The following is a 25,128-nucleotide window of genomic DNA, read 5'->3' on the forward strand; positions in this document are numbered from 1 at the left end:
ATCTCCTGCTTCCGGTGGGCCGGCGTTGATGCCGGATGGTGCACAACTAGGCACCCCGGCCTGAACGCCCACTGACGGAGATCGCAACACTTTGTTGCAGTTTCAGGTCGCGCCCCTCACGGCCGGCGATAGACCCAGACCCGGGCGGGCGGCAGGTTGAGCCAAACCCGGTTCGAGCGGCTCGCCGTATAGCTGCCGGCCTCGCAACGGGCCGGGATCGGCGGCACCACCGCGTAGGTGAATTGCACGAAGGGCGCTCCCGGCTGCATCAGGTCGTGGGCGCAGTTCAGGAGGTCGAGGCGCTGCTCCAGGGGCTTCGTGAACAGCGGAAGGCTTGAGATCGTGGCGGCCGCGGGCCGCGCCAGCACCCCACCCAACGTGCGGCGGATGTCGTAGGCATCCCCCTGGACCACCGTCACGCCAGGGAAGCGGTGGCGGAGCAGCTCACAGAACCCAGGGTTGAACTCGACGAGGACGAGGCGCTCGGGCGCGATGCCGCGCCGGATCAGCGCCTCGGTGACCGGGCCGGTGCCGGGACCGAGTTCCACCACCGGCCCGTCCACGCGCGGATCGACGTAGGACGCCATGGTGCGGGCCAGCATCTTGCCGGACGGCGTCACCGCGCCCGTCACGAGGGGCCGCTCGAACCAGGAGCGCAGAAAGCGCGCCTCGTCCTCCAGCGGATCGCGCCGCTCGCGCACCACACCGGTTGCAACCATGGCTTTCGCCCTGGAACGACGTAACGGCGGCAAGACCGAAGTCCCTCGAATTGGCAGGCGTGTGGACAGGCTAGACGACGAAAGCCCGACCCCAGTCAAGCCGCACCGTGCGCATGGCGCACAAGCAGCCACCTGCAGGGGCACCGAGGTGCCCCGCTGCAAAGTCCTTAACCGGGCGGTAGTCCGATTGGATCCCGGCCACGCTCACTGCCGGGCCGCGCCGCTGAGGCCGCCGAGGAAGTCCCGCATCTTCGAGAAGAAGCCCGCACTCTCGGGGTGGTTCTCGTCGGAGGCGGTCTGATCGAATTCCTGCAGGAGTTCGCGCTGGCGCTTCGTCAGGTTCTGCGGGGTCTCGACGAAGACTTGGATGTAGAGATCGCCAACGTCCCGCGAGCGCAGGACCGGCATGCCCTTGGCCTTGATGCGGAATTGCTTGGCGGTCTGCGTGCCCGCCGGAATGCGGACCTGCGTCTGAGAGCCGTCGATCACCGGCACGGTGATCTCACCGGACAGAGCCGCGGTCACCATCGAGATCGGAACGCGGCAGAACAGATCTGCCCCGTCGCGCTGGAAGAACTCGTGCGGCTTGATCGAGAGAAACACGTAGAGATCGCCCGCCGGGCCGCCGCGCATGCCGCTCTCGCCCTCGCCGGCGAGCCGGATGCGCAGGCCGTCATCGACACCCGCCGGTACGTTGATTGAGAGTGTGCGCTCGCGGTTGACCCGGCCCGCCCCCGAGCAATTCGGGCAGGGATCGTCGATCACCTCGCCGCGGCCATGACAGTTCGGGCAGGTCCGCTCGATAGCGAAGAAACCCTGCGCCGCCCGCACCCGGCCGTAGCCCGCGCAGGTCGGGCAAGTCCGCGGCTTCGAGCCGGCCTTGGCGCCGGAGCCGGCGCAGACCTCGCAGGTGACCGACGTCGGAATCTTGATGGTCTCGGTCTTGCCGGTAAAGGCTTCCTCCAGCGAGATCTCCAGGTTGTAGCGCAGATCCGCACCGCGCTCCCGGCCCGGCTGGCCGCCGCGGCCGCGCGCAGCGCCGCGCCCGTCCCCGAAGAAGTTCTCGAAGATGTCCGACATGAAGTCGCCGAACTCGTTGCCGAATCCGGGGCCGCCTCCGCCCTGGCTGAAGGCGGCATGGCCGAAGCGGTCGTAGGCCGCGCGCTTCTGACCGTCGGAGAGACACTGGTAGGCTTCGTTGATCTCCTTGAACTTGATCTCGGCTTCCTTGTCGCCCGGATTGCGGTCCGGGTGATAGCTCATGGCAAGCTTACGGAACGCCACCTTCATCTCGCCGTCGCTGGCGGTCTTCGAGACGCCCAGAATCTCGTAGTAATCCCGCTTCGACATTCCCTAGGCCCCAAGGTCCCAATAAGCCGATCCCCGAGCCTTCCGCCCGGGGACCTCGCCGTTACCGAATCGTTCGCTCACGAAGATACGGGACCGGGGCGACCCGGTCCCGTGCGCGCGTGCATCAGGCGCGCTTCTTCTGGTCCTTGTCGTCGACTTCCTGGAAATCGGCGTCGATGACGTCGTCCTTCTTCTCGGCGCCCGCTTCCGGACCCGCCTCGGGACCGCCCGCCTGGCTGGCGGCGTACATCGCCTCGCCGAGCTTCATCGAGGCCTGCATCAGGTCCGTGGTGCGGGCCTTGATGGTCTCGACATCCTCACCCTCGAGCGCGGTGCGCAGAGCGGTGATCGCCGTGTCGATGGCACCCCGGTCGGCCTCGGAGACCTTGTCGCCGAAATCCTTCACCGACTTCTCGGTGGAATGGATCAGGCTCTCGCCCTGGTTCTTCACCTCGACGAGCTCGCGGCGCTTCTTGTCGGCTTCCGCGTTCGCCTCGGCGTCCTTGACCATCCGGTCGATGTCGGCGTCGGACAGGCCGCCCGAGGCCTGGATCCGGATCTGGTGCTCCTTGTTCGTCGCCTTGTCCTTGGCCGTCACGTTGACGATGCCGTTGGCGTCGATGTCGAAGGTCACCTCGATCTGCGGCATGCCGCGGGGCGCCGGCGGGATGCCGACGAGGTCGAACTGGCCGAGCAGCTTGTTGTCGGCCGCCATCTCGCGCTCACCCTGGAAGACCCGGATGGTGACCGCGTTCTGGTTGTCCTCGGCCGTCGAGAAGACCTGGGACTTCTTGGTCGGGATCGTGGTGTTGCGGTCGATGAGGCGGGTGAACACGCCGCCCAGCGTCTCGATGCCGAGCGAGAGCGGGGTCACGTCGAGGAGCAGTACGTCCTTGACGTCGCCCTGGAGCACGCCGGCCTGCACGGCCGCGCCGATCGCCACGACCTCGTCCGGATTGACGCCCTTGTGAGGCTCCTTCCCGAAGAAGGCCTTCACGACCTCCTGCACCTTCGGCATGCGGGTCTGGCCGCCGACGAGCACGACCTCGTCGATCTCGTTGGCCGAGACGCCCGCGTCCTTCAGCGCCTTGCGGCAAGGCTCGATCGTGCGCTGCACGAGATCGTCGACGAGGCTCTCGAACTTGGCCCGCGAGAGCTTCAGCGCGAGGTGCTTCGGCCCGGTGGCATCCGCCGTGATGTAGGGCAGGTTGATCTCGGTCTGCGTTGCGGAGGACAACTCGATCTTGGCCTTCTCGGCGGCCTCCTTGAGGCGCTGGAGGGCGAGCTTATCCTTCGTCAGGTCGATGCCCTGCTCGCGCTTGAACTCGCTCGTCAGGTACTCGACCACGCGATTGTCGAAATCCTCACCGCCGAGGAAGGTATCGCCGTTCGTCGACTTCACCTCGAACACGCCGTCGCCGATCTCGAGGATCGAGACGTCGAAGGTGCCGCCGCCGAGGTCGTAGACCGCGATCGTGCCGGCCTTCTTCTTGTCGAGGCCGTAGGCGAGCGCCGCCGCGGTCGGCTCGTTGATGATGCGCAGCACCTCAAGGCCGGCGATCTTGCCGGCGTCCTTGGTGGCTTGGCGCTGGGCGTCGTTGAAGTAGGCCGGGACCGTGATGACCGCCTGCGTGACGGGCTGGCCCAGGTACGACTCGGCCGTCTCCTTCATCTTCTGCAGGGTGAAGGCGGAGATCTGCGAGGGCGAGTACTTCTTGCCGTCCGCCTCGACCCAGGCGTCGCCGTTATCGCCCTTCACGATCTTGTAGGGCACGAGGCCCTTGTCCTTCTGCGTCATCGGATCGTCGTAGGTGCGGCCGATGAGGCGCTTGATGGCGAAGAAGGTGCGTTCCGGATTGGTCACGGCCTGCCGTTTGGCGGGCTGGCCGACGAGGCGCTCCCCGTCGTCGGTGAACGCGACGATGGACGGGGTGGTGCGGGCGCCCTCCGCATTCTCGATGACCTTGGGCTGCGTGCCTTCCATGACGGCCACGCAGGAATTGGTGGTGCCCAAGTCGATGCCGATGACTTTACCCATGGTGGGATCCCTCTTTTGTTCTGATCAAGCAGACCGCCGAGCCCCGAAGCAGCTCGGCCCATGGCGGTGTGGAATGGAATTATGAGGTGGGGACGAGGGCCGGACGGACGGCCGAAAAGGCCGGGCCCGGCGCTTAATCCCGCGCCTCGCCGGATATAAGAAGGTCAAAGCGGGCTCGCAAGGCGAAGCCCGACGATCGCGTCGATCTCCGCTATCCCGTTGCGGGTGCTGGGTTAACCGGCCGGGCGTGCGGTTCCGTCGCCAGCGGTGGGGCCCAGATTTTGTTGCTCTGCTGCCACGCCCGCGCCATCGATCGCATGCTAGACTTGATCTCGATGAGACGGACCTGCCGTCCGATGCCGGCGGACGGTGTTCCCTGCAAGCCCCAGGCCCGAAAGACCCGATGCGTCCGACCCGCGTTCTCCTCGCTCCCCTCCTCGCGCTCGCGGGCCTTTCCGCCCTCGCCCAGGAGGCTGCGGCGCAGAACTTCTTCGAGGAGCTGTTCGGCATCGGGCGCGCCGCCCGCCCGCCGGCCCCCCCGCGCGGCGTGCCGAACGCCCCTCCGCCGGCTCAACCCGGCACGGCGCCCCAGCCGGGCGCTCCTGGAGCTCCCGGCGCGCCCATCGACCCGAACGCCGAGGCGCAGAAACCCGCCGCTCCGGTACCGATGCGCCCGGTCGTCCTCAAGGCTCCGGCCGACGACAACGTAGTGGGGCAGGATCTCCTGCTCAACGGGCTGAACGGCACGCTCAAGATGGAGCGCGCAGGCGCCAGCATGACGGCCCGCGTCACGCTGCCGGGCACGAAGGTCTCTCAGCCGACGGAATCCTGCTCGGTGCCGCTCTCCGCGGGGCAGGCGATCGCGCTCACCGCGGCGGGCAAGCCCGAGGGCGTGGCCCGGTTCGAGGCGGGGGCGGCCGAATGCCCGCTGCGCTTCGAGGTGCTGGAGGGCGGCGTCCTCGTCACGCCGCTCGGCGGCAACCCGGTCTGCACCTTCTCCGCGGCCGATTGCGCGACGACGCCCGCCGGCCTCTGGGGTCCGGGCGCCGCGACCCTGATCCCGCGCTCGGCCGAGTTCGACACCGCCCGCGGCGTCGCCGACAAGGCGGTGCGCGAGAACTACAAGGTGATGACGCAGCGGGCACGCCGCGAGGACGTGCGCCCGATCGTGACCGAGCAGGCCGCCTTTTCCTCCGATCGCGAGCAGGTCTGCCGCACCTATGCCCGCGAGGGCTCTCACGGCTTCTGCCACCTGCGCTTCTCCGAGGCGCGGGCGCTGGCCCTCGCCGCGCGGCTCGGCGCCAACACGGCCGCGCCGACGGCCGCCGTGGCACCGCGCCCGCGCCGCAAGCCTGTCGTCGACGGCATGAATCCGGACGCTGGCGGGTCCGCGATCGCGGAGTGAGGCCGGATCAGGCGCGCCCGGCGCTCAAGGAGAGCATCGCCGGATCGATGCCGTTGCTACGCAGGGCCCGCTCGTACTTGGTCTCGAGGGCCGGATGGAAGATCAGGTCCGGATCGGCGGGGCAGTTGAGCCAGCCATTCGCCATGATCTCGCTCTCGAGTTGGCCCGCCTGCCAACCGGCGTAGCCGAGCGCCAACACCGCGCTTGCCGGGCCGTCGCCGTTGGCGATAGCGCGCAGGATCTCGACGGTCGCCGTGAGGCAGATGCCGTCGTCGATCATCAGCGTCGACTGGTCGATGTGGAAATCGTCGGTGTGGAGCACGAAGCCGCGCTTGCCCTCCACAGGCCCTCCCATCAGCACCGGCATGTGCCCAACCCGCTCGCGCAGGCGGATCGCGTCGGCGGCGGGCGCCACATCCAGCTGCACCAGGAGATCGGGCATGCTGAGGTCGGTCACCGGCTTGTTGACGATGATGCCCATGGCGCCATCCGCCGAGTGGGCACAGACGTAGATCACGGAGCGCGAGAAACGGCTGTCCGCCAGCCCCGGCATGGCAACCAGGAACTGACCGTCGAGATACGCGCTACCACCGTGCCGGGGAGTGTGCATACCCCTATGCTACGCCCCCCCATCCGGTTGTCCAGCGGACAAAGCACCCAAGCCGTGCCCATCGTGCGGTCCGGTGCGGATCGCCTCGACAGAGGGGGACCGCCACGCTAGACGGGCGCGGCCCCGAACCCGGCCGAACCGGCGGATGTGCGGCCCCGACGCCCCGATCGAGGAGAACAGCGGATGACGATTCAGGTTGGCGACCACCTGCCCCAGGCGACGTTCCGCGTGAACGGGCCGGAGGGCCCGCAAGCCAAGACCACGGACGACGTGTTCAAGGGCCGCCGCGTGGTGCTCGTCGGCGTGCCGGGCGCCTTCACGCCGAGCTGCCACCGCAATCACCTGCCGGGCTTCGTCCAGCACCTCGCCGAGATCAAGGCTCGCGGCATCGACGCCGTCGCCGTCACGTCCGTCAACGACGTGTTCGTGCTCGATGCCTGGGCGAAGGCGTCCGGCGCCGAGGGCATCGATTTCCTGGCGGACGGCAACGCCGATTTCGCCAAGGCCGCCGGCCTCGACATGGACGGCAGCGGGTTCGGCCTCGGCACGCGCTCGAAACGCTACGCGGCGCTGGTCGAGGACGGCGTGGTGCGCGTCCTCAACATCGAGGAATCGCCCTCGAAGGCCGAGGCGTCGAGCGCCGAAGCGTTGCTGAAGGTGATCTGAGGGTGGGTGCGCGCTAGCGTCCGCGAAGCGATCACGGAGCGCCGGGGGCATGTCGGGTCCCCGGTTTCAAACCCGAATCTTGAACGGCGCCATCGCCGCCACCGCCAGTGCGTCGACCCGGTTGTTCAACGGGTCCGAGGCGTGGCCCTTGACCCAATGCCAATGGACGTCGTGGCGCTCGCGGGCGGCATCGATGCGCCGCCAAAGGTCCTCGTTCTTCACGGGCTTCTTGTCGGCGGTGCGCCAGCCCCGCGCCTTCCAGCCGTGGATCCACTCGGTGATGCCCTGGCGCAGGTACTGGGAATCCGTGAAGAGATCGACGCGGCAGGGACGCTTGAGCACCTCCAGCGCCTCGATTGCAGCCAGGATCTCCATGCGGTTGTTGGTGGTGTGGGCCTCGCCGCCGGAGAGCTCGCGCTCCCTGTCCCCGTAGATCAGGATCGCGCCCCAACCTCCGGGGCCCGGATTTCCGGAGCAGGCGCCATCCGTATAGATCGTGACCCGCTTGTCGGAGGGTGCCTTCACGGAGCCCAGCCGTAGTCGCGGGCGTGACCCGCGCTGCGGTGGAAGGTCAGGCGCCGGTCGTACTCGCGCGGGTCCTTCGGCTGAACCAGGGCTCCCGGAGGCACGTTGAGCCAGTCGACGAGGCGGGTCAGCATGAAGCGCAAGGCCGCCCCGCGCGCGAGGATCGGCAAAGCCGCGACCTCCGCGGGCTCCAGCCGCCGGACCGCCGCGTAACCGCCGATCAGGGCAGCGGCCATGTCGTGGTGGAAGGTGCCATCGGCCTCGAAGCACCATGCGTTCAGGCAGATGGCGAGGTCGTAGGCGAAGGCATCCGTGCAGGCGAAGTAGAAATCGATGAGCCCGGAAAGGTCGTCGCCGATGAAGAATACATTGTCGGTGAAGAGGTCCGCGTGGATGACGCCGCCCGGCAATCCGTGGGGCCAACCCGCCTCCAGGGCCGCGAGGTCGTCCCGCGTACGCCGAGCCAAGCCGGGCGAGACCGTGTCGGCCTGCGCCTCGGCCTGAGCGAAGAGCGAGCGCCACGCCCCGACCGAGAGGTTGTTCTCCCGCCGCATGCCGAAATCGGCGCCCGCAGCGTGGAGCCGCGCCAGCGCCCCGCCGAGCGCCCGGCAATGATCGACGCCCGGATGCTTGACGGAGACGCCCTCAAGGAAGCTGACGATGACTGCCGGCCGCCCGCACAGGCTCCCAAGGGCGGTGCCGGCGCGGTTCCGGATCGGCTGCGGACAGGCGAGGCCGCGCGTGGCCAGATGCTCCATGAGGTTGAGGAAGAAGGGCAGGTCCTCCTCGCGGACCCGCTTCTCGTAGAGGGTGAGAATGTAGGAGCCCTGCGTCGTGTGCAGGAAGAAGTTCGTGTTCTCCACCCCCTCGGCAATGCCCTTGTAGGAGAGGAGCCCACCGATCTCGTAGGCGGAGAGGAAGGCGGTCAGCGCCTCGTCGGGGACCTCGGTATAGACGGCCACGTGTCGCGCTCGGGATGTCTCGGGTTGTCAGACGCGGGGCCGGGAGCACGGCAAAGGGGCGCCGCCGGGGCGCCCCTGCCGAAACTCCTCGGATGTTCGGAGCGGGCTGTCGCCTTACTCCGCGGCCTCGCTGCGCAGCTCGCGCGGCAACGGGAAGGACATGTCCTCGACGACCGTCGAGACCGTGTCGACCGTCACCTCGTAGCGGGCGGCGAAGGCGTCGATGATCTCCTCCACCAGCACCTCCGGCGCCGAGGCACCGGCGGTGAGGCCGAGCTTGCGCACGTTCGTGAAGGCCGGCCAATCGATTTCCTCGGCGCGCAGGACGAGGCGGGTAATGGGGCAGCCGACCCGCTCCGCGACCTCGCGAAGGCGCTGCGAATTCGAGGAATTCGAGGAGCCGACCACGATCAGCGCGTCGACGAGCGGCGCGATCTGCTTCACCGCCTCCTGACGGTTCGTCGTCGCGTAACAGATGTCGTCCTTGTGCGGGCCGGTAATGTTCGGGAACTTGGCCTTCAGCGCCTCGACGATGTGGCGGGTGTCGTCGACCGAGAGCGTCGTCTGCGTCACCCAGGCGAGGTTATTCGGATTCTCGGGGGTCAGGGCAGCAATCTGGTCGAGATCCTCGACGAGGGTGATCGAGCCCTTGGGCAGCTGGCCCATCGTGCCCACGACCTCCGGATGGCCCGAATGGCCGACGAGGAGCACGTGGCGCCCGCGCTTGTGGTGGATCTCGGCCTCGCGGTGAACCTTGGTCACCAGCGGGCAGGTCGCGTCGATGGTGGTCAGTCCACGCGAATCGGCATTGGCCGGCACGGTCTTGGCAACGCCGTGGGCGGAAAAGATCACCGGCGCGCTGCCGTCCGGCACCTCGTCGAGCTCGCGCACGAACACGGCACCCTTCCGCTTCAGGCTCTCGACCACGTACTTGTTGTGGACGATCTCATGGCGGACGTAGACCGGCGGCCCATAGATCGCGAGGGCCCGCTCGACGACGTCGATCGCCCGGACCACGCCTGCGCAGAACCCGCGGGGTGCCGCGAGGAGGATCTCGAGGGGCGGCTTGGCCCCGATGGCGGACGCCCCATCCGAGGCGAAGAGATTTGTGTTATCGGCGCTCATGGTCCAGCGGATGTGGCGAGGCGGGGGCTACCCTGTCAACCGTGCGGCCGGCCGAAACCGCCGAGGCAGGCGCGTCCCATATCACATTTGACGGCGATGTTGACCCGTGAGCACGCGCGGCCGGCGCGGTGTCAGAGGGCGCATAAAGCTGGCGGAGGGAGCGGGATTCGAACCCGCGATACCGTTTCCGGTATACACACTTTCCAGGCGTGCGCCTTCAACCACTCGGCCACCCCTCCGGACCCGGCGCGGACCGGGCCGGCGCGCGAGGCGCGGGCGGTCCGTTCGGTGCGGGTGGCGTGCTGTACTCGCCACGCCCGGTCTGCGCAAGACGGCAGCGGTCGATCGCTCCCATCCGCCCGGCCCGTCAGAATTGCGGAGGCAGGAGCCGCAGCGGCGAATCGGTCCGCGCGGCGCAGGAGCGGAGCATGTTCAGGCAGCGCTCGCGGTCCTGCGGGTCGCGGATGAGCGACCACAGACCGAGCATCTCCAATGCGGCGGCCTCGGTCTCAGGCGGCAGGGCGCGTATCGGCGGAAGCGGAGCCGCCTCGCCGTCGAAGAAGTCGGTCACCGGGACGCCGAGGTGATGCGCAATCTGTCGAAGATGCCGCTCGGTCAGGTTACTCATCGGCACAGTCTCGGGCAGAATCTCGATCGGCATCCGTCCCGGCCGTTGGGGCCGATGACGCGGCGGGCGTGGCCCGGTACCGTGGGGACAGCGAAAAGCATCCGGCTTCGATGTCCGGATCCGACCGACAATCCCCTCCCCGCTGACGAGGCCCCTATGCCGCGCTACGCCTTCACCGTCATCATCGGTGCCGACGCGCCGGCGGAACCCTACATCCGGAGCCTCGATGACGCGGACGCGGCTTGGGACGCGGCCCGGGCGATGATCTTGGATCTGATGGCGGCGAGCGCCGATCCGCGCCTGCTCTCGGCTGCCATGGTGGTGACGGATGAGTCCGACGAGATCGTCTTCGAGTTTCCGTTCGCGGAGGCGCTCAACCTGCCTGCGGGGGGATCCGGTCCGGTGCATTGATCGCCTGCGTGGAGAGCGCGAAACGCGGCAGGGAGACAACCCGCAGAGAAAAGGCCCGACGGCGTGTGCCGGCGGGCCCTGGCAGGGTCCACGCTCTCGGGTTCGAGGGTTTCCTTGACGGGTCTCAGCACCGGCCCCGCGACGCTTTCTCGCCGCGGCGGGCGCCGACAGCCCTCCCGAGAGCCACTATCCCTGTCGCAGATGGTCCGGTGGCGTGTCCTGATCACCGTCAGCGGTACGAGCCGGACGGGAATGAAGGGCGTGAGCGTACATGGCCAGCCTCCTTCGTCTGCGATCGGGCGGCGGTTTCCGGCAGTCTTCTGAGAACCGCCGGGCCCCTCGCACGTCAGGGATGGTAGGCCCGCCGCGCGGAAGCTGACAAGTGCTTACGAAGCGCGGCAGAAGTCTTTTTCTCGATCGCAACACGCACTCTCCGGACATGCCGAAAGGCGCCTCACCAGGGCGGGCGCGCCTTGAAATGTCATGGTGTCGCAAGAGCGCGGTCGGGGGTGCGACCCGCCGGCGCCCAGTCAGGAGATCATGTCGAGCTTTGCCGTCTCCAGTCCGCTCGCCCGAATCGAATCGGGCAGGGCGGCGTAATCGCGGTAGCCGGCTTCTCTGGCCATGGCGTCGAGGGCGGTCTCCTCGTCGTCGGCCGATCCCGTCCACAGGATCGCGCCGCTGGTCTTCTGCCGGATCTGGAAGATGCTCATCGAGCGCCTCGTTCACTCCGGCTCGGAAGGGCCGGACATTCACGACTTGGTAACGACTTTCCGCCTCTCTGGTTGCGTCGGCGTCTGATTCGTGCCGCGGCGCCGCAGGGGTGTCGTGCCCGCTCGATGCCGTAGGGGATGGTCGTGTATGATACACGCCATCAAAACGCCGGCCTGAGCGGCGACAGACCGGCCGCGGCCCCGGAACAGGGTGCCGAGCAACAGAGTCCGCCGCACCTGCACTGGGTGGTTCGATGCCCGCGCCGCGTCTTCCCGTTTTCCTCGCCACCCTCGCTCCGCTGCTCCTGCCGCTCGCCGCGGCACCGGCCGCGGCGGCCGAGGTCGCCTCCGTATCGTCGGCCGAGTCGCTCGCGCCCGCCGTCACGGTCGTGCCCGCCGAGGATCGCGAGATCGTCGAGCGCGCGATCGTCACCGGCACCCTGGTCCCGCGGGACGAGATTCTGGTCTCGCCCGAGATCGAGGGTCACCGCATCACCGAACTCCTCGTCGAGGAGGGAGACCGCGTCGCTCAGGGTCAGGTGCTGGCCCGCCTCTCCCGCGAGATGATCGAGACGCAGGAGGCCGCCAACCTCGCCGCAATCGCCCGGGCCGAGGCCGCGATCGTGCAGGCCCGCAGCCAGATCGTGCAGGCCGAGGCCGCGCAGACCGAGGCGCGCCAATCCCTGGAGCGGGCGCAGACGCTCATCCGCACCGGCAACGCCACCGCCGTCACCCTGGAGCAGCGCGTTTCTGCCGCGCAGGGCGCCGAGGGCAAACTCGCGGCCGCCCGCGGCGGCCTGCAGGCAGCAGAGGCCGACCTCGCCACCGCCAAGGCGCAGGCCGCCGAGATCTCGCTGCGGCGCGCCCGCACCGAGATCCGGGCGCCGGAGGCCGGTATCGTCAACCGGCGCACCGCCCGCGTCGGCGCCACCGCGACGGCGGTCGGCGAGCCGTTGTTCCGCCTGATCGCCCGCGGCGAGATCGAGCTCGAGGGCGAGGTGCCCGAGACCGTGATGCCGCGCCTGCACGTCGGAGACACCGCCGCCCTCGACCTCGACGAGGGTCGCAAGCTCGCGGGCCGCGTGCGGCGGGTTTATCCGGAAGTCGACCGCATGACCCGCCTCGGCAAGGTCCGCATCTCGCTCAAGGACGATCCGGCCCTGCGCATCGGCGCCTTCGCCCGCGGCACCGTCGAGGTGGCGCGCCGCCGCGGAATCGCCGTGCCGGTCTCCAGCCTGCTCTTCGCGAGCGATGGGGGCGCCAGCGTCCTCGTCGTGCGCGACGGGCGGGTCGAGGCGCGGCCGGTCACCACCGGCCTCTCGGCCGAGGGCTTCACGGAGGTGCGCGGAACGCTCGCCGCGGGCGAGGCGGTGGTGGCTCGCGCGGGCAGCTTCCTACGCGACGGCGACCGGGTGCGCGCGGTGGCACCCGAGGGCACGAAACCCCTCGCGGCCGCCGACGCCGCGCCCCGCTGACGGATCGGACGCCCCATGCGCCTCAACATCTCAGCCTGGGCGATCCGAAAGCCCCTGCCCTCGATCGTGCTGTTCATCGTGCTCGGCGTGCTCGGGCTCGTCAGCTTTCGTAGCCTGCCGATCACGCGGTTTCCGAACATCGACATCCCGATCGTCTCGGTGACGGTCACGCAAGCCGGCGCCGCGCCCTCGGAGCTTCAGACCCAGGTCACCAAATGGGTCGAGGATTCGATCGCGGGCGTGAAGGGCGTCAAACACATCCTCTCGACGATCACCGAGGGCTCCTCGATCACGACGGTCGAGTTCCGGCTGGAGGTGAACACCGACCGGGCCGTCAACGACGTCAAGGACGCGATCTCGAAGATCCGCGTGAACCTGCCACGGACCATCGACGAGCCGATCATCAACCGGGTCGAGATCGCCGGACTGCCGATCATGATCTACGGCGCCTCGGCGCCCGCGATGACGCCGGAGGACCTGTCCTGGTTCGTGGATGACGTCGTGGCCCGCCAGATCCAGGGCGCGAAGGGTGTCGGCGGCGTCGAGCGCCTCGGCGGCGTCGCCCGCGAGGTTCGGGTCACCCTGAAGCCGGACCGGCTGCTGGCGCTCGGCATCACGGCGGCCGACGTGAACCGGCAACTGCGCCTCACCTCCGCCGATATGGCGGGCGGGCGCGGCGAGGTCGGCGGGCAGGAGCAGTCGATCCGGACGTTGGCCGCCTCCGCGAGCCTCGACACGCTGGCCGCCACGACGATCATCGTGCCGGGCAACCGCAAGGTCCGCCTGGATGAACTCGCCACTCTGATCGACGGGGCCGAGGAGCCGCGCACCTTCGCGCGCTTCAACGGCGAGCCCGTGGTCGGCTTCGCGATCTCCCGGGCGAACGGGGCGAGCGATGCGGAGGTCGCGGATTCCGTGGCGCGGAAGATCGACGATCTGCACAAGGCCAATCCCGGCGTCCGCTTCGACCTGATCGACACCTCCGTCACCAACACGATCGGCAACTACCACTCGGCCATGATGGGGCTGATCGAGGGCGCGGCGCTCGCGGTCGTCGTCGTGTTCCTGTTCCTGCGGGACTGGCGCGCCACGGTGATCGCCTCGATCGCCCTGCCGCTCTCGGTGCTGCCGACCTTCTGGGTGATGAGCGCGCTCGGCTTCTCGCTCAACGCCGTGAGCCTGCTCGCGATCACGCTGGTGACCGGCATCCTCGTCGACGACGCGATCGTCGAAATCGAGAACATCGTCCGCCACATCCGCATGGGCAAGTCGCCCTACCGGGCGGCGCTGGAGGCCGCCGACGAGATCGGCCTCGCGGTGATCGCGATCACCGCGACGATCATCGCGATCTTCGCTCCCGTCTCCTTCATGGGCGGCATCGCGGGCCAGTATTTCAAGCAGTTCGGCCTCACCATCGCGGCCGCCGTGTTCATGTCGCTCCTCGTCGCGCGCCTGATCACGCCGCTGCTCGCCGCCTACTTCCTGCGCGACCACGGCCATCCGGAGGAGCGGGACGGGTTCGTGATGCGTGCCTATACCCGCGCGGTCGCGTGGTCGGTGCGTCACAAGTACATCACGCTGGTGGCGGGCCTCGGCTGCTTCGCCGCCTCGATCATGTCCACGGGCCTTCTCCCCGCCGGCTTCATCCCGGCCGAGGACGCCGCACGGACGCTCTTCGTCGTCGAATTGCCCCCGGCGCGCGGCTGGCCGACACCACCCGCGTCACCGACAAGCTCGTCGAGAAGATCCGGGCGCTGCCCGAGGTCCGCAGCGTCTTCGTCGATGGCGGCCGCCAGCTGCCGGGCAAGAAGGAGGTCCGGCTCGCGAGCCTGACCATCAACCTGACACCGAAGAACGAGCGCCACCTGACCCAGAAGGAGGTCGACGTCGTCGTCGGCAACATCCTCCGCCAGGAGCCCGACCTCCGCTTCTGGGCCCTGCGCGAGGGCGGCCAGCGCGACCTCGCCCTCATCATCGCCGGCCCCGACAAGGCAGTCGTGGCCGACGTCGCCGCCCGCCTCCAGCGCGAGGCGGCCGCCGTGCCGCACCTCGTCAACGTGGTCTCGACGGCTCCCCTCGATCGCACCGAGATCCGCATCCGCCCGAAGCCCGGCGTCGCGGCCGACCTCGGCGTCTCGACCGACCTGATCGCCGAGACCGTGCGCGTCGGCACGATCGGCGACATCGGCGCGAATCTCGCCAAGTTCAACGCCAAAGACCGGCAGGTGCCGATCCGCGTGCAGCTGCCCGAGCGCCTGCGCGGCGACCTCGCGGAACTCGCGACCCTGAAGGTGCCGGTAAAGGGCGGGGCCGCCGTGCCGCTCTCGACCGTGGCCGACCTCAGCCTCGGCCAGGGTCCGACCGCGATCGACCGCTACGACCGGGCCGTGCGCGTGGCCCTGGAGGCCGACATGCGCGGCTCCGACGCCCTGGGTTCGCTCATCGAGAACGTGATGAACCTGCCGGCCGCCAAGACCCTGCCGCCCGGCGTCACCATCAGCCAGACGGGTGATGCCGAGATCATGGCCGAGGTGTTCGGCGGCTTCGCCATGGCGATGGGCGCCGGCATCATGATGGTGTTCGGCGTGCTGATCCTGCTCTTCGGCAGCTTCTTCCAGCCGGTGACGATCCTGTTCTCGCTGCCGCTCTCGATCGGCGGCGCCATCCTGGCGCTCCTCGTCTGCCACAAGCCGATCTCGATGCCGGTGGTGATCGGCATCCTGATGCTGATGGGCGTCGTGACGAAGAACGCGATCATGCTGGTCGACTTCGCCGTCGAGGAGATGGCCCGCGGCGTCGACCGGGCGACCGCCATCGTCGATGCCGGCCGCAAGCGGGCTCGGCCGATCGTGATGACGACGATCGCCATGGCCGCTGGCATGGTGCCCTCGGCGATGGCCTTCGGCATCGGCGGCGAGTTCCGCGCGCCGATGGCGATCGCGGTGATCGGCGGCCTCATCGTCTCGACGGGGCTCTCGCTGATCTTCGTCCCGGCCTTCTTCGTGCTGATGGACGACCTCTCGCGCCTGTTCGCGCGAATCCTCGGCCGGTTCGTCGGCGAGCGGGACGATCCGGAGGACGAGGCCGCCTATGCCCCGCCGGGCTATGCCGCCAACGATCCACGGATCTACCCGCCGCGGGTCGCGGCCGAGTAGCATTCGCCCGGACAACTCCGACTGAACCGCAGGCCCGGTCCCGTCGTTGCCGGACCGATCCTTTGGTTGTGTTCGGAGAGGGCAGGTCATGGCTGATGCGAAGAGTTTGGTGGACGCTCTCGTGCGCTCGCGCAGGGGCGGTCTCGCCGCAGGGGCGGCTCTCGGCGGTCTCGCACTGGTTGCCGGCCTAGCCTACCGGGCGGTTCGCGGAGAGGCCGCGCCGGCGGCTGCGACGGCATCCTTCGCCGAGGTGAACGAGGACGAGGCCCGCCTGATGCTGCGGGCGATGGTGGCCGCTACCGTCGCCGACGGCATGGTCGACGCGGACGAGCGCCGCCGCCTCGACGCCGCGGTCGAAGCCGCGGGCGTCGCCCCGGACGGGCGGGCCTGGCTCGACAAGGAACTCGCCGACCCGGCGGATGTCGACGAGATTGCCGACGCGGTGAACGACCCCGACGCGGCCGCCCGCATCTATGCCGCCGCGCGTCTCGCCATCGCGGCGGACACGCTGCAGGAACGCCAGTTCCTGAAGATGCTGGCCGAGGCCCTCGACGTCGCGGAGGAAGCGGCGGGACGGGTCGACCGGGAACTCGCGGGGTGAGGAAGGGAGCCAAGTCTCGCGAAACAGGGCCGCACGCTGCTGACCCGGAGGCGCGAGGCGCCCGAGCGCGTCGCGTCCCTCAGCCGCCCGCGCGCTCGGACAGGAAGGAGCCCATTCGTTCCAGTGCCCGCAGGATGTTCTCGGACGAGTTCGCGTAGGAGAGCCGGATGTAGCCCTCGCCGTGAACGCCGAAATCCGGACCTCCGATCGTGGCGACGCCCGCCTCCTCGAGAAGTGCCGAGGCGAGTGCCTTCGCCTTCCAGCCCGTCTTCCCGACGTTCGGGAAGGCGTAGAAGGCACCCTTCGGCGTGATGCAGGAGACGTTCGGCAGGGCGTTCAGGCCCTCGACCACGAGGGCTCGGCGCCGGTCGAACTCGGCGACCATCTCGGCCACGCAATCCTGCGACCCGTCGAGGGCCGCGACGCCCGCCCACTGCGTCGCCGCATTCACGCAGGAATGCGCGTTCACAGCGAGCTTGCGGGCCGCGTCGTAGAGGGGCTTCGGCCAGACCGACCAGCCGAGCCTCCAGCCCGTCATCGCGTAGGTCTTGGAGGCGCCGTCGAGGTAGATCAGGCGCTCGCGGATCTCCGGGTAGCGCAGCAGCGAGTGGTGCGCCTCCCCGTCGTAGGTCATGGTGCCGTAGATCTCATCCGACAGGATCGCGACATCCGGGTGAGCCGCGAGCCCCGCCACCAGCGCATCGATCTCCGCCTTCGGCGTCACGCCGCCGGTCGGGTTGGCGGGCGAGTTGAGGATCAGGAGCCGGGTGCGCTCGGTGATGAGCGACAGGGTCTCCTGCGCCGAGAAGGCGAAGCCGTTCGCCTCGCGAATCGGCACCGGCACGGGCGTCGCGCCGGTGAACTCGATCATCGAGCGGTAGATCGGGAATCCGGGATCGGGATAGAGGATCTCGGCGCCGGGCTCGCCGAACATCAGGATCGCCATGAACATGGTGACCTTGCCGCCCGGCACGATCAACACGCTGTCCGACGAGACCTCGACACCGTGGCGGCGGTGGAGATCGCGGGAGACCGCCTCGCGCAAGGGGAGGATGCCGACGGCCGGCGTGTAGCCGTGGTGCCCGTCGCGCAATGCCCGGATGCCGGCCTCCACGATATGGGCCGGCGTCGGCATGTCCGGCTGGCCGATGCCGAGATTGATGATGTCGCGCCCTTCCGCGGCGAGCTGGCCGGCACGGGCGAGGACCGCGAAGGCGTTCTCCTCACCGATGCGTCCGAAGGCCGGAACGATCGTGATCATGGAGGCGCCTCCCGTCGATGGCCGGCCGGACGGCCGTGGCCGTCCCGCCCATTCAAGATTCGTGCGCGCGGCGTACCCGCGCGCCGGATCGGGCCGCGCTCGTCAGCCGTTCGAGCGATCGGCGAGCCGGCTCGCCGCGAAGGAGATCGCGACGCCGATGATGCCGAGGATCACGAAGGTCTTGACCGAGGCGTAGAACAGCGCCGGCTCGATGCCCGTGTCGGTAAAGAGCACGAGGCCGATCGCGGCGATCGGCAGCAGCACGAGAATGAAGAGCGGCGTCAGGGGGCTGTTCATCGATCACTCACGTCTTGACGAAGCCGCGGCGCGGCCGAGGCGTCCTTACGAGGAAAAAGCAGGTGTGCATAGCATTGCCGAGCCGCGGAGGGGACACCCCGCGGCCAAGAATCTGACGCGGCGCGATCATCCGGGACGTCGCAAGGCGGCGCCCTGCCCTCACGGACTGCCTGGTCCCTTGGCGAGCCCGGCGAGCGTGAACAGATCGACCGAGAGCTTCGCGCCCACCACGAAGGCATCCGGGATGTTGCGGGTGCGGAATGGGAAGCGGGTCTGATCCGGATTGATGATGTACTGCAGGTTCGGCGTCAGCCGGATCGCGGGGGTGACCTGGATGCCGTAGTTCAGCTCCATCATGATCTGCTGCGTCGGAATGCTCCGGTTCAGGTTGAGCGCATTCTGAGCGAAAGTGATGTTGGCGAGCCCCAGGGGACTGAATTTCTGGGTGTTGATGACGAAGCCCACCGTGTCAAAGGGCCGCCCCTGGAAGGTGCCGGTCTGCAGCGCGCCGATCTCCAGAAAATAATCCTCGATCAGCCGGCCGGAGGTGCCCGCCATCGCCACGCCGAACAGGGACAGGCCCTGCGGCGCGGTCGGGTCCGGCCGCCAGACCATCTGGTCGAAGCGGGCGTAGACGCCCGAGCGCCCGAACCGGGTCGCCGAGGGCAAGCCGGTCAGGACGGAGACGCCGCCCCGCCCGTCCCGCACCGGGTCGGGATAGTCCGACGCATCGTACCAGCCGCCGATGCCGTAGTTGCGCGGCAGGCGGTCGGTGGCGAAGGTCGTCGAGTAGCCGAGCTCGAACGGAATGATCGCGCCGGTGGCGCCCTTCGTCGAGAAGTCGAGCCCGTTGTCGCCGGGCTGCTGGTGCAGCGGGTTCACCTCGTAGGCGCCGGCATGGAAGAATACCGTGTCGGTGAGCCACGCCTTCGCGTGGGCGCCCCAGCTCGCCACCGGCCAGAAGGTGAAGTTCGAGGTCTTGAAGACGAAGGTCGGGTTGCCGCAGGCGGAATTCGTCTGGAAATTGCAGTAGATCGGCGAGTTCAGGAAGGCGATGTTGGCGACCAAGCGGCCGACCTCGATATCCAACCGGTTATCGAACAACTTCTGCTGGTAGCTGAACAGGGTCAGGCGGGTGGTCTGGCCGCCGCCGAAGATCTCCTGCACGCTGGTGTTGTTGCCGATGTAGTCGTTGGCGAGACTGCGCCCGTGGCGGTTCGTGACCGCGATGTGGAGCGAGCCGCCGTCGATGCCCGCGAGCCGGTTGAGGTCAGCGTCGAGGCCGAAGAAGAGCTGGCCCGCCCAGGCCGAGCCCTGGCGGATGCCACCGACCGGGTTGATGGCACCCTGGCCGGTGTAGTTGAGCAGGACGCTGAGGCCGTTGCCGAGGTTGTAAGTACCGGGCGGCAAGGTCGGCGGCGTCGCTGTCTGCCCGAGCGTGTCGGCCGCCCCGGCAGCGGAATCCGCCCCGTCGAAGCCCTGGCCATCCTGTCGCGGCGGAGGTCCCCGACGCAGGCGATTCGCCGGTCGCTGCGCGGTCGCAGGGACCGCGATGCCGGCAGTGCCGTCCTGTGGCATCGGCTGCGCCTGCGCCGCGAATCCTCCGGCCGTGCATAGGCCCAGCGCGGCGAGCCAGCTCCGACATCCCTTCATGATCCCCCCGACGTGACCTCTGATGGCTTGTTGTCCCGATCTTCGCCGGGTTGAAACGTATATTGTATTTTTAACTATTACTGCTCAAACACCGCGAATCTATCCTGATTTCATCAAGGCTAAATCAGTGCCGCGGTTCGCGTCCGTGTCCTCACGGCCTCACGCCGCGCGTTTCTTGAGGAGGCCCACGAGGATCGCCGTGACGACCGTGCCGGCGATGATCGCGATCATGGCGCCCGTCAGGTTGGTCACCGCATTCGGGATCGGCAGGACGAAGAGGCCGCCATGCGGGACCTTCAGCTCCACGCCGAGGCTCAGCGCGACGGCGCCGGCGATTGCGGAGCCCGCCACCATCGAGGGGATCACCCGCAGCGGGTCGGCCGCCGCGAAGGGGATGGCGCCCTCGGTGATGAAGGCAGCACCGAGCACCGCCGCCGCGCCGCCGGCCTCGCGCTCCGGGGCCGTGAAGCGGACGGGGAAGAGGCGGGTGGCGAGAGCGATGCCGAGCGGGGGCGTCATGCCGCCGATCATGACCGCGGCCATCGGGGCGTAGATGCCCGACGAGATCAGCGCGGCGGACGAGGCGTAGGCCGCCTTGTTGATCGGACCGCCCATGTCGACGGCCATCATGCCGCCGAGCACGAGGCCGAGGACGAGGGCGCCGGCGCCCTGCATGCCCTTGAGCCAGCCCGTCAGCGCCGAGAGGATCGCAGCCACCGGCACGCCGACCACGTAGACCATCAAGAGGCCGGTCACGAGGGTCGCCAGGAGCGGCAGGATCAGGACGGGCTTCAACCCTTCCAGGTTCTTGTGCAGGTGGATGTGCCGGTTGAGGAAGCGGGCCGTGTATCCGGCGATGAAGCCCGCCGCGATGCCGCCCAGGAAGCCCGCCTGGAGGTTCGCGGCGAGCATCCCGCCGATCATGCCCGGCGCGATACCGGGCCGGTCGGCGATCGAATAGGCGATGTAGCCGGCGAGCGCCGGGACGATCAGGGCGAAGGCGCCCTTGGCGCCGATCTCGCCGAGCGCGTAGCCGAGGGTGCCGGCATTGCCGGGCGCCATCGCGTCGATGCCGCCGACGGCGAAGGCGAGTGCGATCAGGAGGCCGCCCGCCACCACGAAGGGCAGCATGAACGACACGCCGGTCATCAGGTGCTTGTAGGCACCGGCCTTCTTCTCGGCGGCGGCCGGACGGGCCGGGCTCTCCGCCTCGGCCTCGCCTGCTGCCTGGAGTTGCGCCTCGGCGAGCGCGGTCGCGATCAGCCCCTTGCCGTCGCGGATCGCCGCCTTGGTGTTCGTCGCGTAGACCCGCTTGCCGGCAAAGCGCGCGCGGTCGACACCCGTGTCGGCCGCGATCAGCACGATGTCGGCAGCCGCGATCTCGGGCGCTGTCAGCGCATCGCGGGCGCCGACGGATCCTTGTGTCTCGACCCGGACCTCGTGGCCGAGCGCCTTGCCGGCGCTCAGGATGCCCTCTGCCGCCATGAACGTGTGGGCGATGCCGGTGGGGCAGGAGGTGATGGCGACGATCCGCATCGGTCCGGCGGCTGCCGCCACGGTGGGGCCGGAAGCCGCCCGCGCGTCACCTGCGCCGCTCAGCACGCGATCGATGACGGCGTTGACGTCGGTGAGCACGTCCTCGATCGCGACCTTGGCCCGGCGCAGCGCCCCGAAACGGCCCTCACCCAGATCACCGGAGCCCACGAGAAGCACCGCCTCGGCGCGGGCGATGGCGGATTCCGGCAGCGGGTTGCCGCTGGTGCCCGGGCTGCGCAATTCGAGCGCGATCGGTTGGTTGCGGCGGCCCGCGGCCTTGCGCAGGGCCTCGACGGCGAGGACGGCGTGGGTCGAGAGGTCACCGCCTCCCACCACCGCCAAGAGCTGTGCCATGGTTTCCTCCTGGTGGTCTCGTTCGTGGGTCGCCGCGCGCCTCGGCCGCGGCGTGATCTCCTAGGGCGCGCGAGCCCTGTCCCGTTCGGGAGCGGGGCCCGCCGCGTGGCGGCCGGACGCCACAGTCACGGCCGAACCGCCTCGACCGCGATCGTGCGGGCGATCGCCTCGACCTCGGCGCGGCCCGGCAGGTTCGCACCGGGCTTCGTGAGCTTGCCGGCGGCGAAGGCCAGCGCGAGGCGGGCGGTGCCCGCGAGGTCGAAGCCGATGTGGAGGGCTGCCGCGAGACCGGCGACCAGCGCGTCGCCGGCTCCGACCGTGCTCGCCACTCGCATCGCCGGCGGCCGGGCGTGGAGCGTCTCATCCTGCGACGCGAGGATGGCGCCGTCGGCGCCGAGCGAGACCACGACGAGGGGGATGCCGCGGGCCACGAGCGTGCGCGCCGCATCGGCGACCTCGCCGAGCGCGGTGAGCGGGCGCCCCGCCCATTCCTCCAGTTCGTGCCGGTTCGGCTTGACGAGATGCGGCAGGCCCGCCGGCTCGGACGCGAGCGCGGCTGCGAGCGCCGGGCCCGACGCGTCGAGCAGGACCCTGGCACCGCGCGCCTTCAGGTCCCGGGTCAGGTGCGCATAGGTCTCGGGCGGCAGGCTGCCGGGCAGGCTGCCGGCGAGCACCACGAGCGTGTCCGGCCTCACCATGTCGACGAGAACGGCGCGCACCGCGTCGAGGGTGCCGGGCGTCACCGCGAGGCCCGGCAGGTTCACGTCCGTGGTGTCGCCGGTGGCGAGGTCGAGGAGCTTCAGGTTCGTGCGGGTCTCGCCGGAAATCCAGCAGAAGCGGTCGTCGATGCCCTTCTCCGCGAGGCACTGCTCGAAGGGCGCTGCGTTATCCTGCCCGAGGATGCCGGTGGCGGCGACCGGGATCCCCCAATCCGCGAGGCAGCGGGCGACGTTGACGCCCTTGCCGCCCGCGTCCGAGCGCACGTCCCGCGCCCGGTGAACGGCGCCGGGCACCAGGCGGTCCAGCGTGACGGTCTGGTCGATCGCCGGGTTGAGGGTGAGGGTGACGACGGCGCTCACGCCGCTCCCCCGATCTCGGCCGTGTCGAGGGCGCGGACGGCGGCCGCGTCCTCCTGCGCGCAGGCCCGGGCGGCGAGCGCCCGCAATTCACCCATCTCGACGGCGCGCAGACGCGCCTTCACGCCGGGCAGATCCCGGGGCGTCATCGAGAGTTCGTGAACACCGAGGCCGGCCAGCAGGCAGGCCCCGAACGGATCGCCCGCGATGCCGCCGCAGACGCCGACGAAGCGCCTGTGCCGGGCCGCGCCCTCGCAGGTCATGTGGATGAGGCGCAGAACCGCCGGATGCAGCGAATCCGCCTCGGGCGCGAGGTCCGTGTTCTGCCGGTCGATGGCCAGCGCGTATTGTGTGAGGTCGTTGGTGCCGATCGAGAAGAAGTCGCAGTATTGCGCCAGCGCGTCGGCCTGGATCGCGGCGGCCGGCACCTCGATCATGATGCCGAGCGGCACCTCCGGAGCGCCGATCTCGACGCGGATCCGGTCGCAGACCTCGCGCAGGCGCAGCACCTCGGGCACCGAGGTGATCATCGGCATCATGATCGAGAGCGGCGCGTCCTTGCCCGTGGGGGCGCCCGGCGCCACGCATTCCCTGGCGGCCCGGTAGAGCGCGCGCAGCTGCGGCTCCATCAGGTCCGGGCGACGCAGCAGCAGGCGGGCGCCGCGCACGCCGAGGAAGGGGTTCTCCTCCCGCGGCAGGTGGAGATGGGCGACCTGCTTGTCTCCGCCGATGTCGAGCGTGCGCACGATGAGCGGGCGCCCGTCGAGCGCCCGCAACATCGCGCGATAGGTCTCGAATTGGTCGTCCTCGCCGGGCGTGTCGCCGCGCTCGAGGAACAGGAACTCGGTGCGCATCAGGCCGACGCCCTCAGCGCCCTGGTCGAGGGCGAAGGGGACCTGCTCCGGATTGTTGACGTTGGCGCCGATGGCCACGACGTGCCCGTCGCGGGTGCGGGCCGGGAGCGCCCGCTCGCGGGCCTCTTCATCCGCCTTCTCGCGCTGGCGTTCGCGCCATGCTGCAGCCGAGGCAACGTCGCCCGCGCTGGGATCCAGGTAGAGGCGGCCGGTGGCGCCGTCGAGGATGGCGTTCGTTCCGTTCGCGAGCCCGAGGAGCGCGGCGCCCCCCGCCACCATGGCGGGGATGCCGAGGGTGCGTGCCAGGATCGCCGTGTGGGAGGTCGGACCGCCCTGAGCGGTGGCGAGCCCGATGACGCGTGCCGGGTCGAGGCCGGCCGTGTCGGACGGCGCGAGGTCGGGCGCGATCAGTATGCAGGGCTCGTCCGGCAGGTCGTGCCCGCTCTTGAGCGCCGGGTCGATCTGAGCGAGCACGCGGCGGCCGACGTCACGGAGATCCGCGGCGCGACCCGCGAGAACGGGGTTGCCCAGCGCCGAGAGCTGGCCGGCGAGGCGCTCCACCGCCCGGTCCCAGGCAAAGGCGACGCCGTGGCCCTCGACCATGAGCTGGCAGGCGAGCGTGATGAGGTCGGTGTCGGCGATGAGCTCGGCCTGGGCCTTGAAGATGCCGGCATCCGCCTTGCCGAGGCGGCGCTCGGTGTCGTCGGCGAGCGCCTTGAGCTGATCGGCGGTCGCGGCGAGCGCGGCGTGCAGCCGGTCGCCCCCGCTCGTCAGGGGCTCCGGTTCGTCCGGCACCGTGATCTCGGTCGCGGCGAGAACGTGGACCGGGCCGATCGCGATCCCGGGGCTCGCGCCGATGCCGGGATGGACGCGCGGGGCGTCCGCCGGGTTCCAACCCGCGACCGGACCAGCGGCCCTGGCGGCAGCCTCGGCCGCGCGCTGGGCCGCGGCCTTCTCGCCGGCGCTGAGGCCCGTCACGGCCGCGCACATCTTCGCGAGCGCGCCGGCCTCGTCGTCGCCCTCGGCGGAGATCACCACCTCGTCGCCGCAGCGGAGGCCGAGCTGCAGCAGGGCGATCAGGTTCTTGGCGTCGGCCGCCTGCGAACCGTGCCGCACCTGGATCCGCGCCGCGCAGGCGCGGGCCGTCTCCACCCAGTGGGAGGCGGGACGCGCGTGCAGGCCGGTCGGGTAATCGACCGTCCAGTCAAAGCGCTGGCTCAAGTCGGCGGCGGACCCGGACGCGGCGGGGGCCGCCGAGTCCTCGGTCAGCGCCTCGGCGATGTCCTCCTGGCGCCTCGTTCCGCGCAGGCGCTCCAGCCGGGCCTCGTCCTGGATCAGGCGGGTCAGGCGGCGCAGGACAGTGATGTGGGTGTCGGACTGCGCGGCGATGGCGACGATGAGATGGGCCGTCTGCCCATCGTGCCATTCGAGGCCGCCGGGAACCTGGAGCACGGCGAGTCCGCTCTGCCGGACGAGGTGCCGGTCGTCGACCATGCCGTGCGGGATGACGACACCGTGACCCAGGTAGGTATTGGCGACCTCCTCTCGCCGCAGCATGCTCTCGCCGTAGGCCGGGTCGATGCAGCCGGCCGCGCTCAGGAGCTGGGCCGCCTCGCGGATGGCGGCCACCTTGTCCTTCGGCGCGGTGCCCATGCGGATGAGCAGGCGAGGCGTGAGGTTGGGCGTCGGTGCGAGCATGGCGTGCTCCTCCCGG

At 69.7% G+C, this 25,128-nt stretch carries 20 protein-coding genes, 1 tRNA gene and 1 pseudogene; 6 read left to right on the forward strand and 16 right to left on the reverse strand.

Features of this window, described 5'->3' with window-relative positions; translation table 11 throughout:
• Nucleotides 1–116 precede the first annotated feature (116 nt).
• From DK389_RS07090 to dnaK, 3 genes are all read right to left on the reverse strand, one after another.
• Nucleotides 117–752 (reverse strand): class I SAM-dependent methyltransferase, encoded by a 636-nt coding sequence (locus DK389_RS07090; RefSeq protein ID WP_109888405.1) that lies wholly within the window; start codon nt 750–752, stop codon nt 117–119.
• Nucleotides 753–923: 171 nt separating this feature from the next.
• Nucleotides 924–2,069 (reverse strand): molecular chaperone DnaJ, encoded by a 1,146-nt coding sequence (gene dnaJ / locus DK389_RS07095; protein ID WP_109888406.1) that lies wholly within the window; start codon nt 2,067–2,069, stop codon nt 924–926.
• 124 nt (nt 2,070–2,193) lie between these two features.
• A complete protein-coding gene (dnaK, locus tag DK389_RS07100; RefSeq protein ID WP_109888408.1) occupies nt 2,194–4,107 on the reverse strand; it encodes a molecular chaperone DnaK in 1,914 nt (637 codons plus the stop codon).
• A 403-nt stretch (nt 4,108–4,510) separates the two neighbouring features.
• Here dnaK and DK389_RS07105 point away from each other — a divergent pair, with 403 nt between their 5' ends.
• Nucleotides 4,511–5,512, forward strand: a complete 1,002-nt coding sequence (locus tag DK389_RS07105; protein ID WP_109888410.1) for a cupin domain-containing protein — start codon at nt 4,511–4,513, stop codon at nt 5,510–5,512.
• 7 nt (nt 5,513–5,519) lie between these two features.
• Here DK389_RS07105 and DK389_RS07110 read toward each other — a convergent pair whose 3' ends face one another.
• Nucleotides 5,520–6,122, reverse strand: a complete 603-nt coding sequence (locus DK389_RS07110; RefSeq protein WP_109888412.1) for a YqgE/AlgH family protein — start codon at nt 6,120–6,122, stop codon at nt 5,520–5,522.
• A 183-nt stretch (nt 6,123–6,305) separates the two neighbouring features.
• On the opposite strand from DK389_RS07110, the gene DK389_RS07115 reads away from it, so the two are divergent.
• Nucleotides 6,306–6,788 (forward strand): peroxiredoxin, encoded by a 483-nt coding sequence (locus tag DK389_RS07115; protein ID WP_109888414.1) that lies wholly within the window; start codon nt 6,306–6,308, stop codon nt 6,786–6,788.
• A 66-nt stretch (nt 6,789–6,854) separates the two neighbouring features.
• Here DK389_RS07115 and rnhA read toward each other — a convergent pair whose 3' ends face one another.
• The 5 genes from rnhA to DK389_RS07140 all read right to left on the reverse strand — a co-directional run bounded on the left by rnhA (nt 6,855) and on the right by DK389_RS07140 (nt 10,028).
• On the reverse strand, nt 6,855–7,313 hold the full coding sequence (gene rnhA, locus DK389_RS07120) for a ribonuclease HI (protein ID WP_109888416.1): 459 nt from the start codon (nt 7,311–7,313) through the stop codon (nt 6,855–6,857).
• Nucleotides 7,310–8,275, reverse strand: coding sequence for a homoserine kinase (gene thrB, locus DK389_RS07125; protein ID WP_109888418.1), 966 nt, complete (start codon nt 8,273–8,275; stop codon nt 7,310–7,312). Before thrB ends, rnhA begins: the two co-directional genes overlap by 4 nt.
• Nucleotides 8,276–8,389: 114 nt before the next feature.
• A complete protein-coding gene (ispH, locus tag DK389_RS07130) occupies nt 8,390–9,400 on the reverse strand; it encodes a 4-hydroxy-3-methylbut-2-enyl diphosphate reductase (protein WP_109888420.1) in 1,011 nt (336 codons plus the stop codon).
• Nucleotides 9,401–9,549: 149 nt separating this feature from the next.
• Nucleotides 9,550–9,639, reverse strand: a tRNA-Ser gene (locus tag DK389_RS07135).
• A 128-nt stretch (nt 9,640–9,767) separates the two neighbouring features.
• Nucleotides 9,768–10,028: a hypothetical protein gene (locus tag DK389_RS07140; RefSeq protein ID WP_162560545.1), complete on the reverse strand. Its 261-nt coding sequence runs from the start codon at nt 10,026–10,028 to the stop codon at nt 9,768–9,770.
• Nucleotides 10,029–10,184: 156 nt separating this feature from the next.
• On the opposite strand from DK389_RS07140, the gene DK389_RS07145 reads away from it, so the two are divergent.
• Nucleotides 10,185–10,439 (forward strand): DUF6894 family protein, encoded by a 255-nt coding sequence (locus tag DK389_RS07145; protein ID WP_109888424.1) that lies wholly within the window; start codon nt 10,185–10,187, stop codon nt 10,437–10,439.
• Nucleotides 10,440–10,969: 530 nt separating this feature from the next.
• Here DK389_RS07145 and DK389_RS07150 read toward each other — a convergent pair.
• Nucleotides 10,970–11,152, reverse strand: a complete 183-nt coding sequence (locus tag DK389_RS07150) for a hypothetical protein (protein WP_109888426.1) — start codon at nt 11,150–11,152, stop codon at nt 10,970–10,972.
• Between the two features lie 254 nt (nt 11,153–11,406).
• Here DK389_RS07150 and DK389_RS07155 point away from each other — a divergent pair, with 254 nt between their 5' ends.
• The 3 genes and pseudogenes from DK389_RS07155 to DK389_RS07165 all read left to right on the forward strand — a co-directional run bounded on the left by DK389_RS07155 (nt 11,407) and on the right by DK389_RS07165 (nt 16,383).
• Entirely contained in the window at nt 11,407–12,627 is a 1,221-nt protein-coding gene (locus tag DK389_RS07155; protein WP_109888428.1) for an efflux RND transporter periplasmic adaptor subunit, read from the forward strand.
• A 15-nt stretch (nt 12,628–12,642) separates the two neighbouring features.
• A pseudogene (locus DK389_RS07160) lies at nt 12,643–15,782 on the forward strand (efflux RND transporter permease subunit).
• 88 nt (nt 15,783–15,870) lie between these two features.
• A complete protein-coding gene (locus tag DK389_RS07165) occupies nt 15,871–16,383 on the forward strand; it encodes a DUF533 domain-containing protein (RefSeq protein ID WP_109888429.1) in 513 nt (170 codons plus the stop codon).
• A 79-nt stretch (nt 16,384–16,462) separates the two neighbouring features.
• On the opposite strand, the gene DK389_RS07170 is transcribed toward DK389_RS07165, so the two are convergent.
• The 6 genes from DK389_RS07170 to ptsP form a co-directional block, all read right to left on the reverse strand.
• Nucleotides 16,463–17,644: a pyridoxal phosphate-dependent aminotransferase gene (locus tag DK389_RS07170; protein ID WP_109888431.1), complete on the reverse strand. Its 1,182-nt coding sequence runs from the start codon at nt 17,642–17,644 to the stop codon at nt 16,463–16,465.
• Between the two features lie 102 nt (nt 17,645–17,746).
• Complete coding sequence (locus tag DK389_RS07175; protein ID WP_109888432.1) at nt 17,747–17,941, reverse strand: hypothetical protein; 195 nt, start codon at nt 17,939–17,941, stop codon at nt 17,747–17,749.
• A 159-nt stretch (nt 17,942–18,100) separates the two neighbouring features.
• Nucleotides 18,101–19,519: a carbohydrate porin gene (locus DK389_RS07180; RefSeq protein WP_418292014.1), complete on the reverse strand. Its 1,419-nt coding sequence runs from the start codon at nt 19,517–19,519 to the stop codon at nt 18,101–18,103.
• Between the two features lie 234 nt (nt 19,520–19,753).
• Complete coding sequence (locus tag DK389_RS07185; protein WP_109888436.1) at nt 19,754–21,484, reverse strand: fructose-specific PTS transporter subunit EIIC; 1,731 nt, start codon at nt 21,482–21,484, stop codon at nt 19,754–19,756.
• Between the two features lie 125 nt (nt 21,485–21,609).
• On the reverse strand, nt 21,610–22,563 hold the full coding sequence (gene pfkB, locus DK389_RS07190) for a 1-phosphofructokinase (RefSeq protein WP_109888438.1): 954 nt from the start codon (nt 22,561–22,563) through the stop codon (nt 21,610–21,612).
• Entirely contained in the window at nt 22,560–25,112 is a 2,553-nt protein-coding gene (ptsP, locus tag DK389_RS07195) for a phosphoenolpyruvate--protein phosphotransferase (RefSeq protein ID WP_109888440.1), read from the reverse strand. The genes pfkB and ptsP overlap by 4 nt, the downstream gene beginning before the upstream one ends.
• Nucleotides 25,113–25,128: the final 16 nt, after the last annotated feature.

Origin of the sequence: Methylobacterium durans, from assembly GCF_003173715.1 — a bacterium.
Taxonomy (GTDB): Bacteria; Pseudomonadota; Alphaproteobacteria; order Rhizobiales; family Beijerinckiaceae; genus Methylobacterium; species Methylobacterium durans.

What these genes read in the sequence shown, in the direction of transcription:
- DK389_RS07170 (WP_109888431.1), bottom strand. Translation starts at nt 17,644, where the DNA reads ATGATCACGATCGTTCCGGCCTTCGGACGCATCGGTGAGGAGAACGCC.
- DK389_RS07175 (WP_109888432.1), bottom strand. Translation starts at nt 17,941, where the DNA reads ATGAACAGCCCCCTGACGCCGCTCTTCATTCTCGTGCTGCTGCCGATC.
- DK389_RS07145 (WP_109888424.1), top strand. Translation starts at nt 10,185, where the DNA reads ATGCCGCGCTACGCCTTCACCGTCATCATCGGTGCCGACGCGCCGGCG.
- DK389_RS07105 (WP_109888410.1), top strand. Translation starts at nt 4,511, where the DNA reads ATGCGTCCGACCCGCGTTCTCCTCGCTCCCCTCCTCGCGCTCGCGGGC.
- dnaJ (WP_109888406.1), bottom strand. Translation starts at nt 2,069, where the DNA reads ATGTCGAAGCGGGATTACTACGAGATTCTGGGCGTCTCGAAGACCGCC.
- dnaK (WP_109888408.1), bottom strand. Translation starts at nt 4,107, where the DNA reads ATGGGTAAAGTCATCGGCATCGACTTGGGCACCACCAATTCCTGCGTG.
- DK389_RS07180 (WP_418292014.1), bottom strand. Translation starts at nt 19,519, where the DNA reads ATGCCACAGGACGGCACTGCCGGCATCGCGGTCCCTGCGACCGCGCAG.
- DK389_RS07140 (WP_162560545.1), bottom strand. Translation starts at nt 10,028, where the DNA reads ATGAGTAACCTGACCGAGCGGCATCTTCGACAGATTGCGCATCACCTC.
- ptsP (WP_109888440.1), bottom strand. Translation starts at nt 25,112, where the DNA reads ATGCTCGCACCGACGCCCAACCTCACGCCTCGCCTGCTCATCCGCATG.
- DK389_RS07185 (WP_109888436.1), bottom strand. Translation starts at nt 21,484, where the DNA reads ATGGCACAGCTCTTGGCGGTGGTGGGAGGCGGTGACCTCTCGACCCAC.
- DK389_RS07110 (WP_109888412.1), bottom strand. Translation starts at nt 6,122, where the DNA reads ATGCACACTCCCCGGCACGGTGGTAGCGCGTATCTCGACGGTCAGTTC.
- DK389_RS07115 (WP_109888414.1), top strand. Translation starts at nt 6,306, where the DNA reads ATGACGATTCAGGTTGGCGACCACCTGCCCCAGGCGACGTTCCGCGTG.
- DK389_RS07150 (WP_109888426.1), bottom strand. Translation starts at nt 11,152, where the DNA reads ATGAGCATCTTCCAGATCCGGCAGAAGACCAGCGGCGCGATCCTGTGG.
- ispH (WP_109888420.1), bottom strand. Translation starts at nt 9,400, where the DNA reads ATGAGCGCCGATAACACAAATCTCTTCGCCTCGGATGGGGCGTCCGCC.
- DK389_RS07155 (WP_109888428.1), top strand. Translation starts at nt 11,407, where the DNA reads ATGCCCGCGCCGCGTCTTCCCGTTTTCCTCGCCACCCTCGCTCCGCTG.
- DK389_RS07165 (WP_109888429.1), top strand. Translation starts at nt 15,871, where the DNA reads ATGGCTGATGCGAAGAGTTTGGTGGACGCTCTCGTGCGCTCGCGCAGG.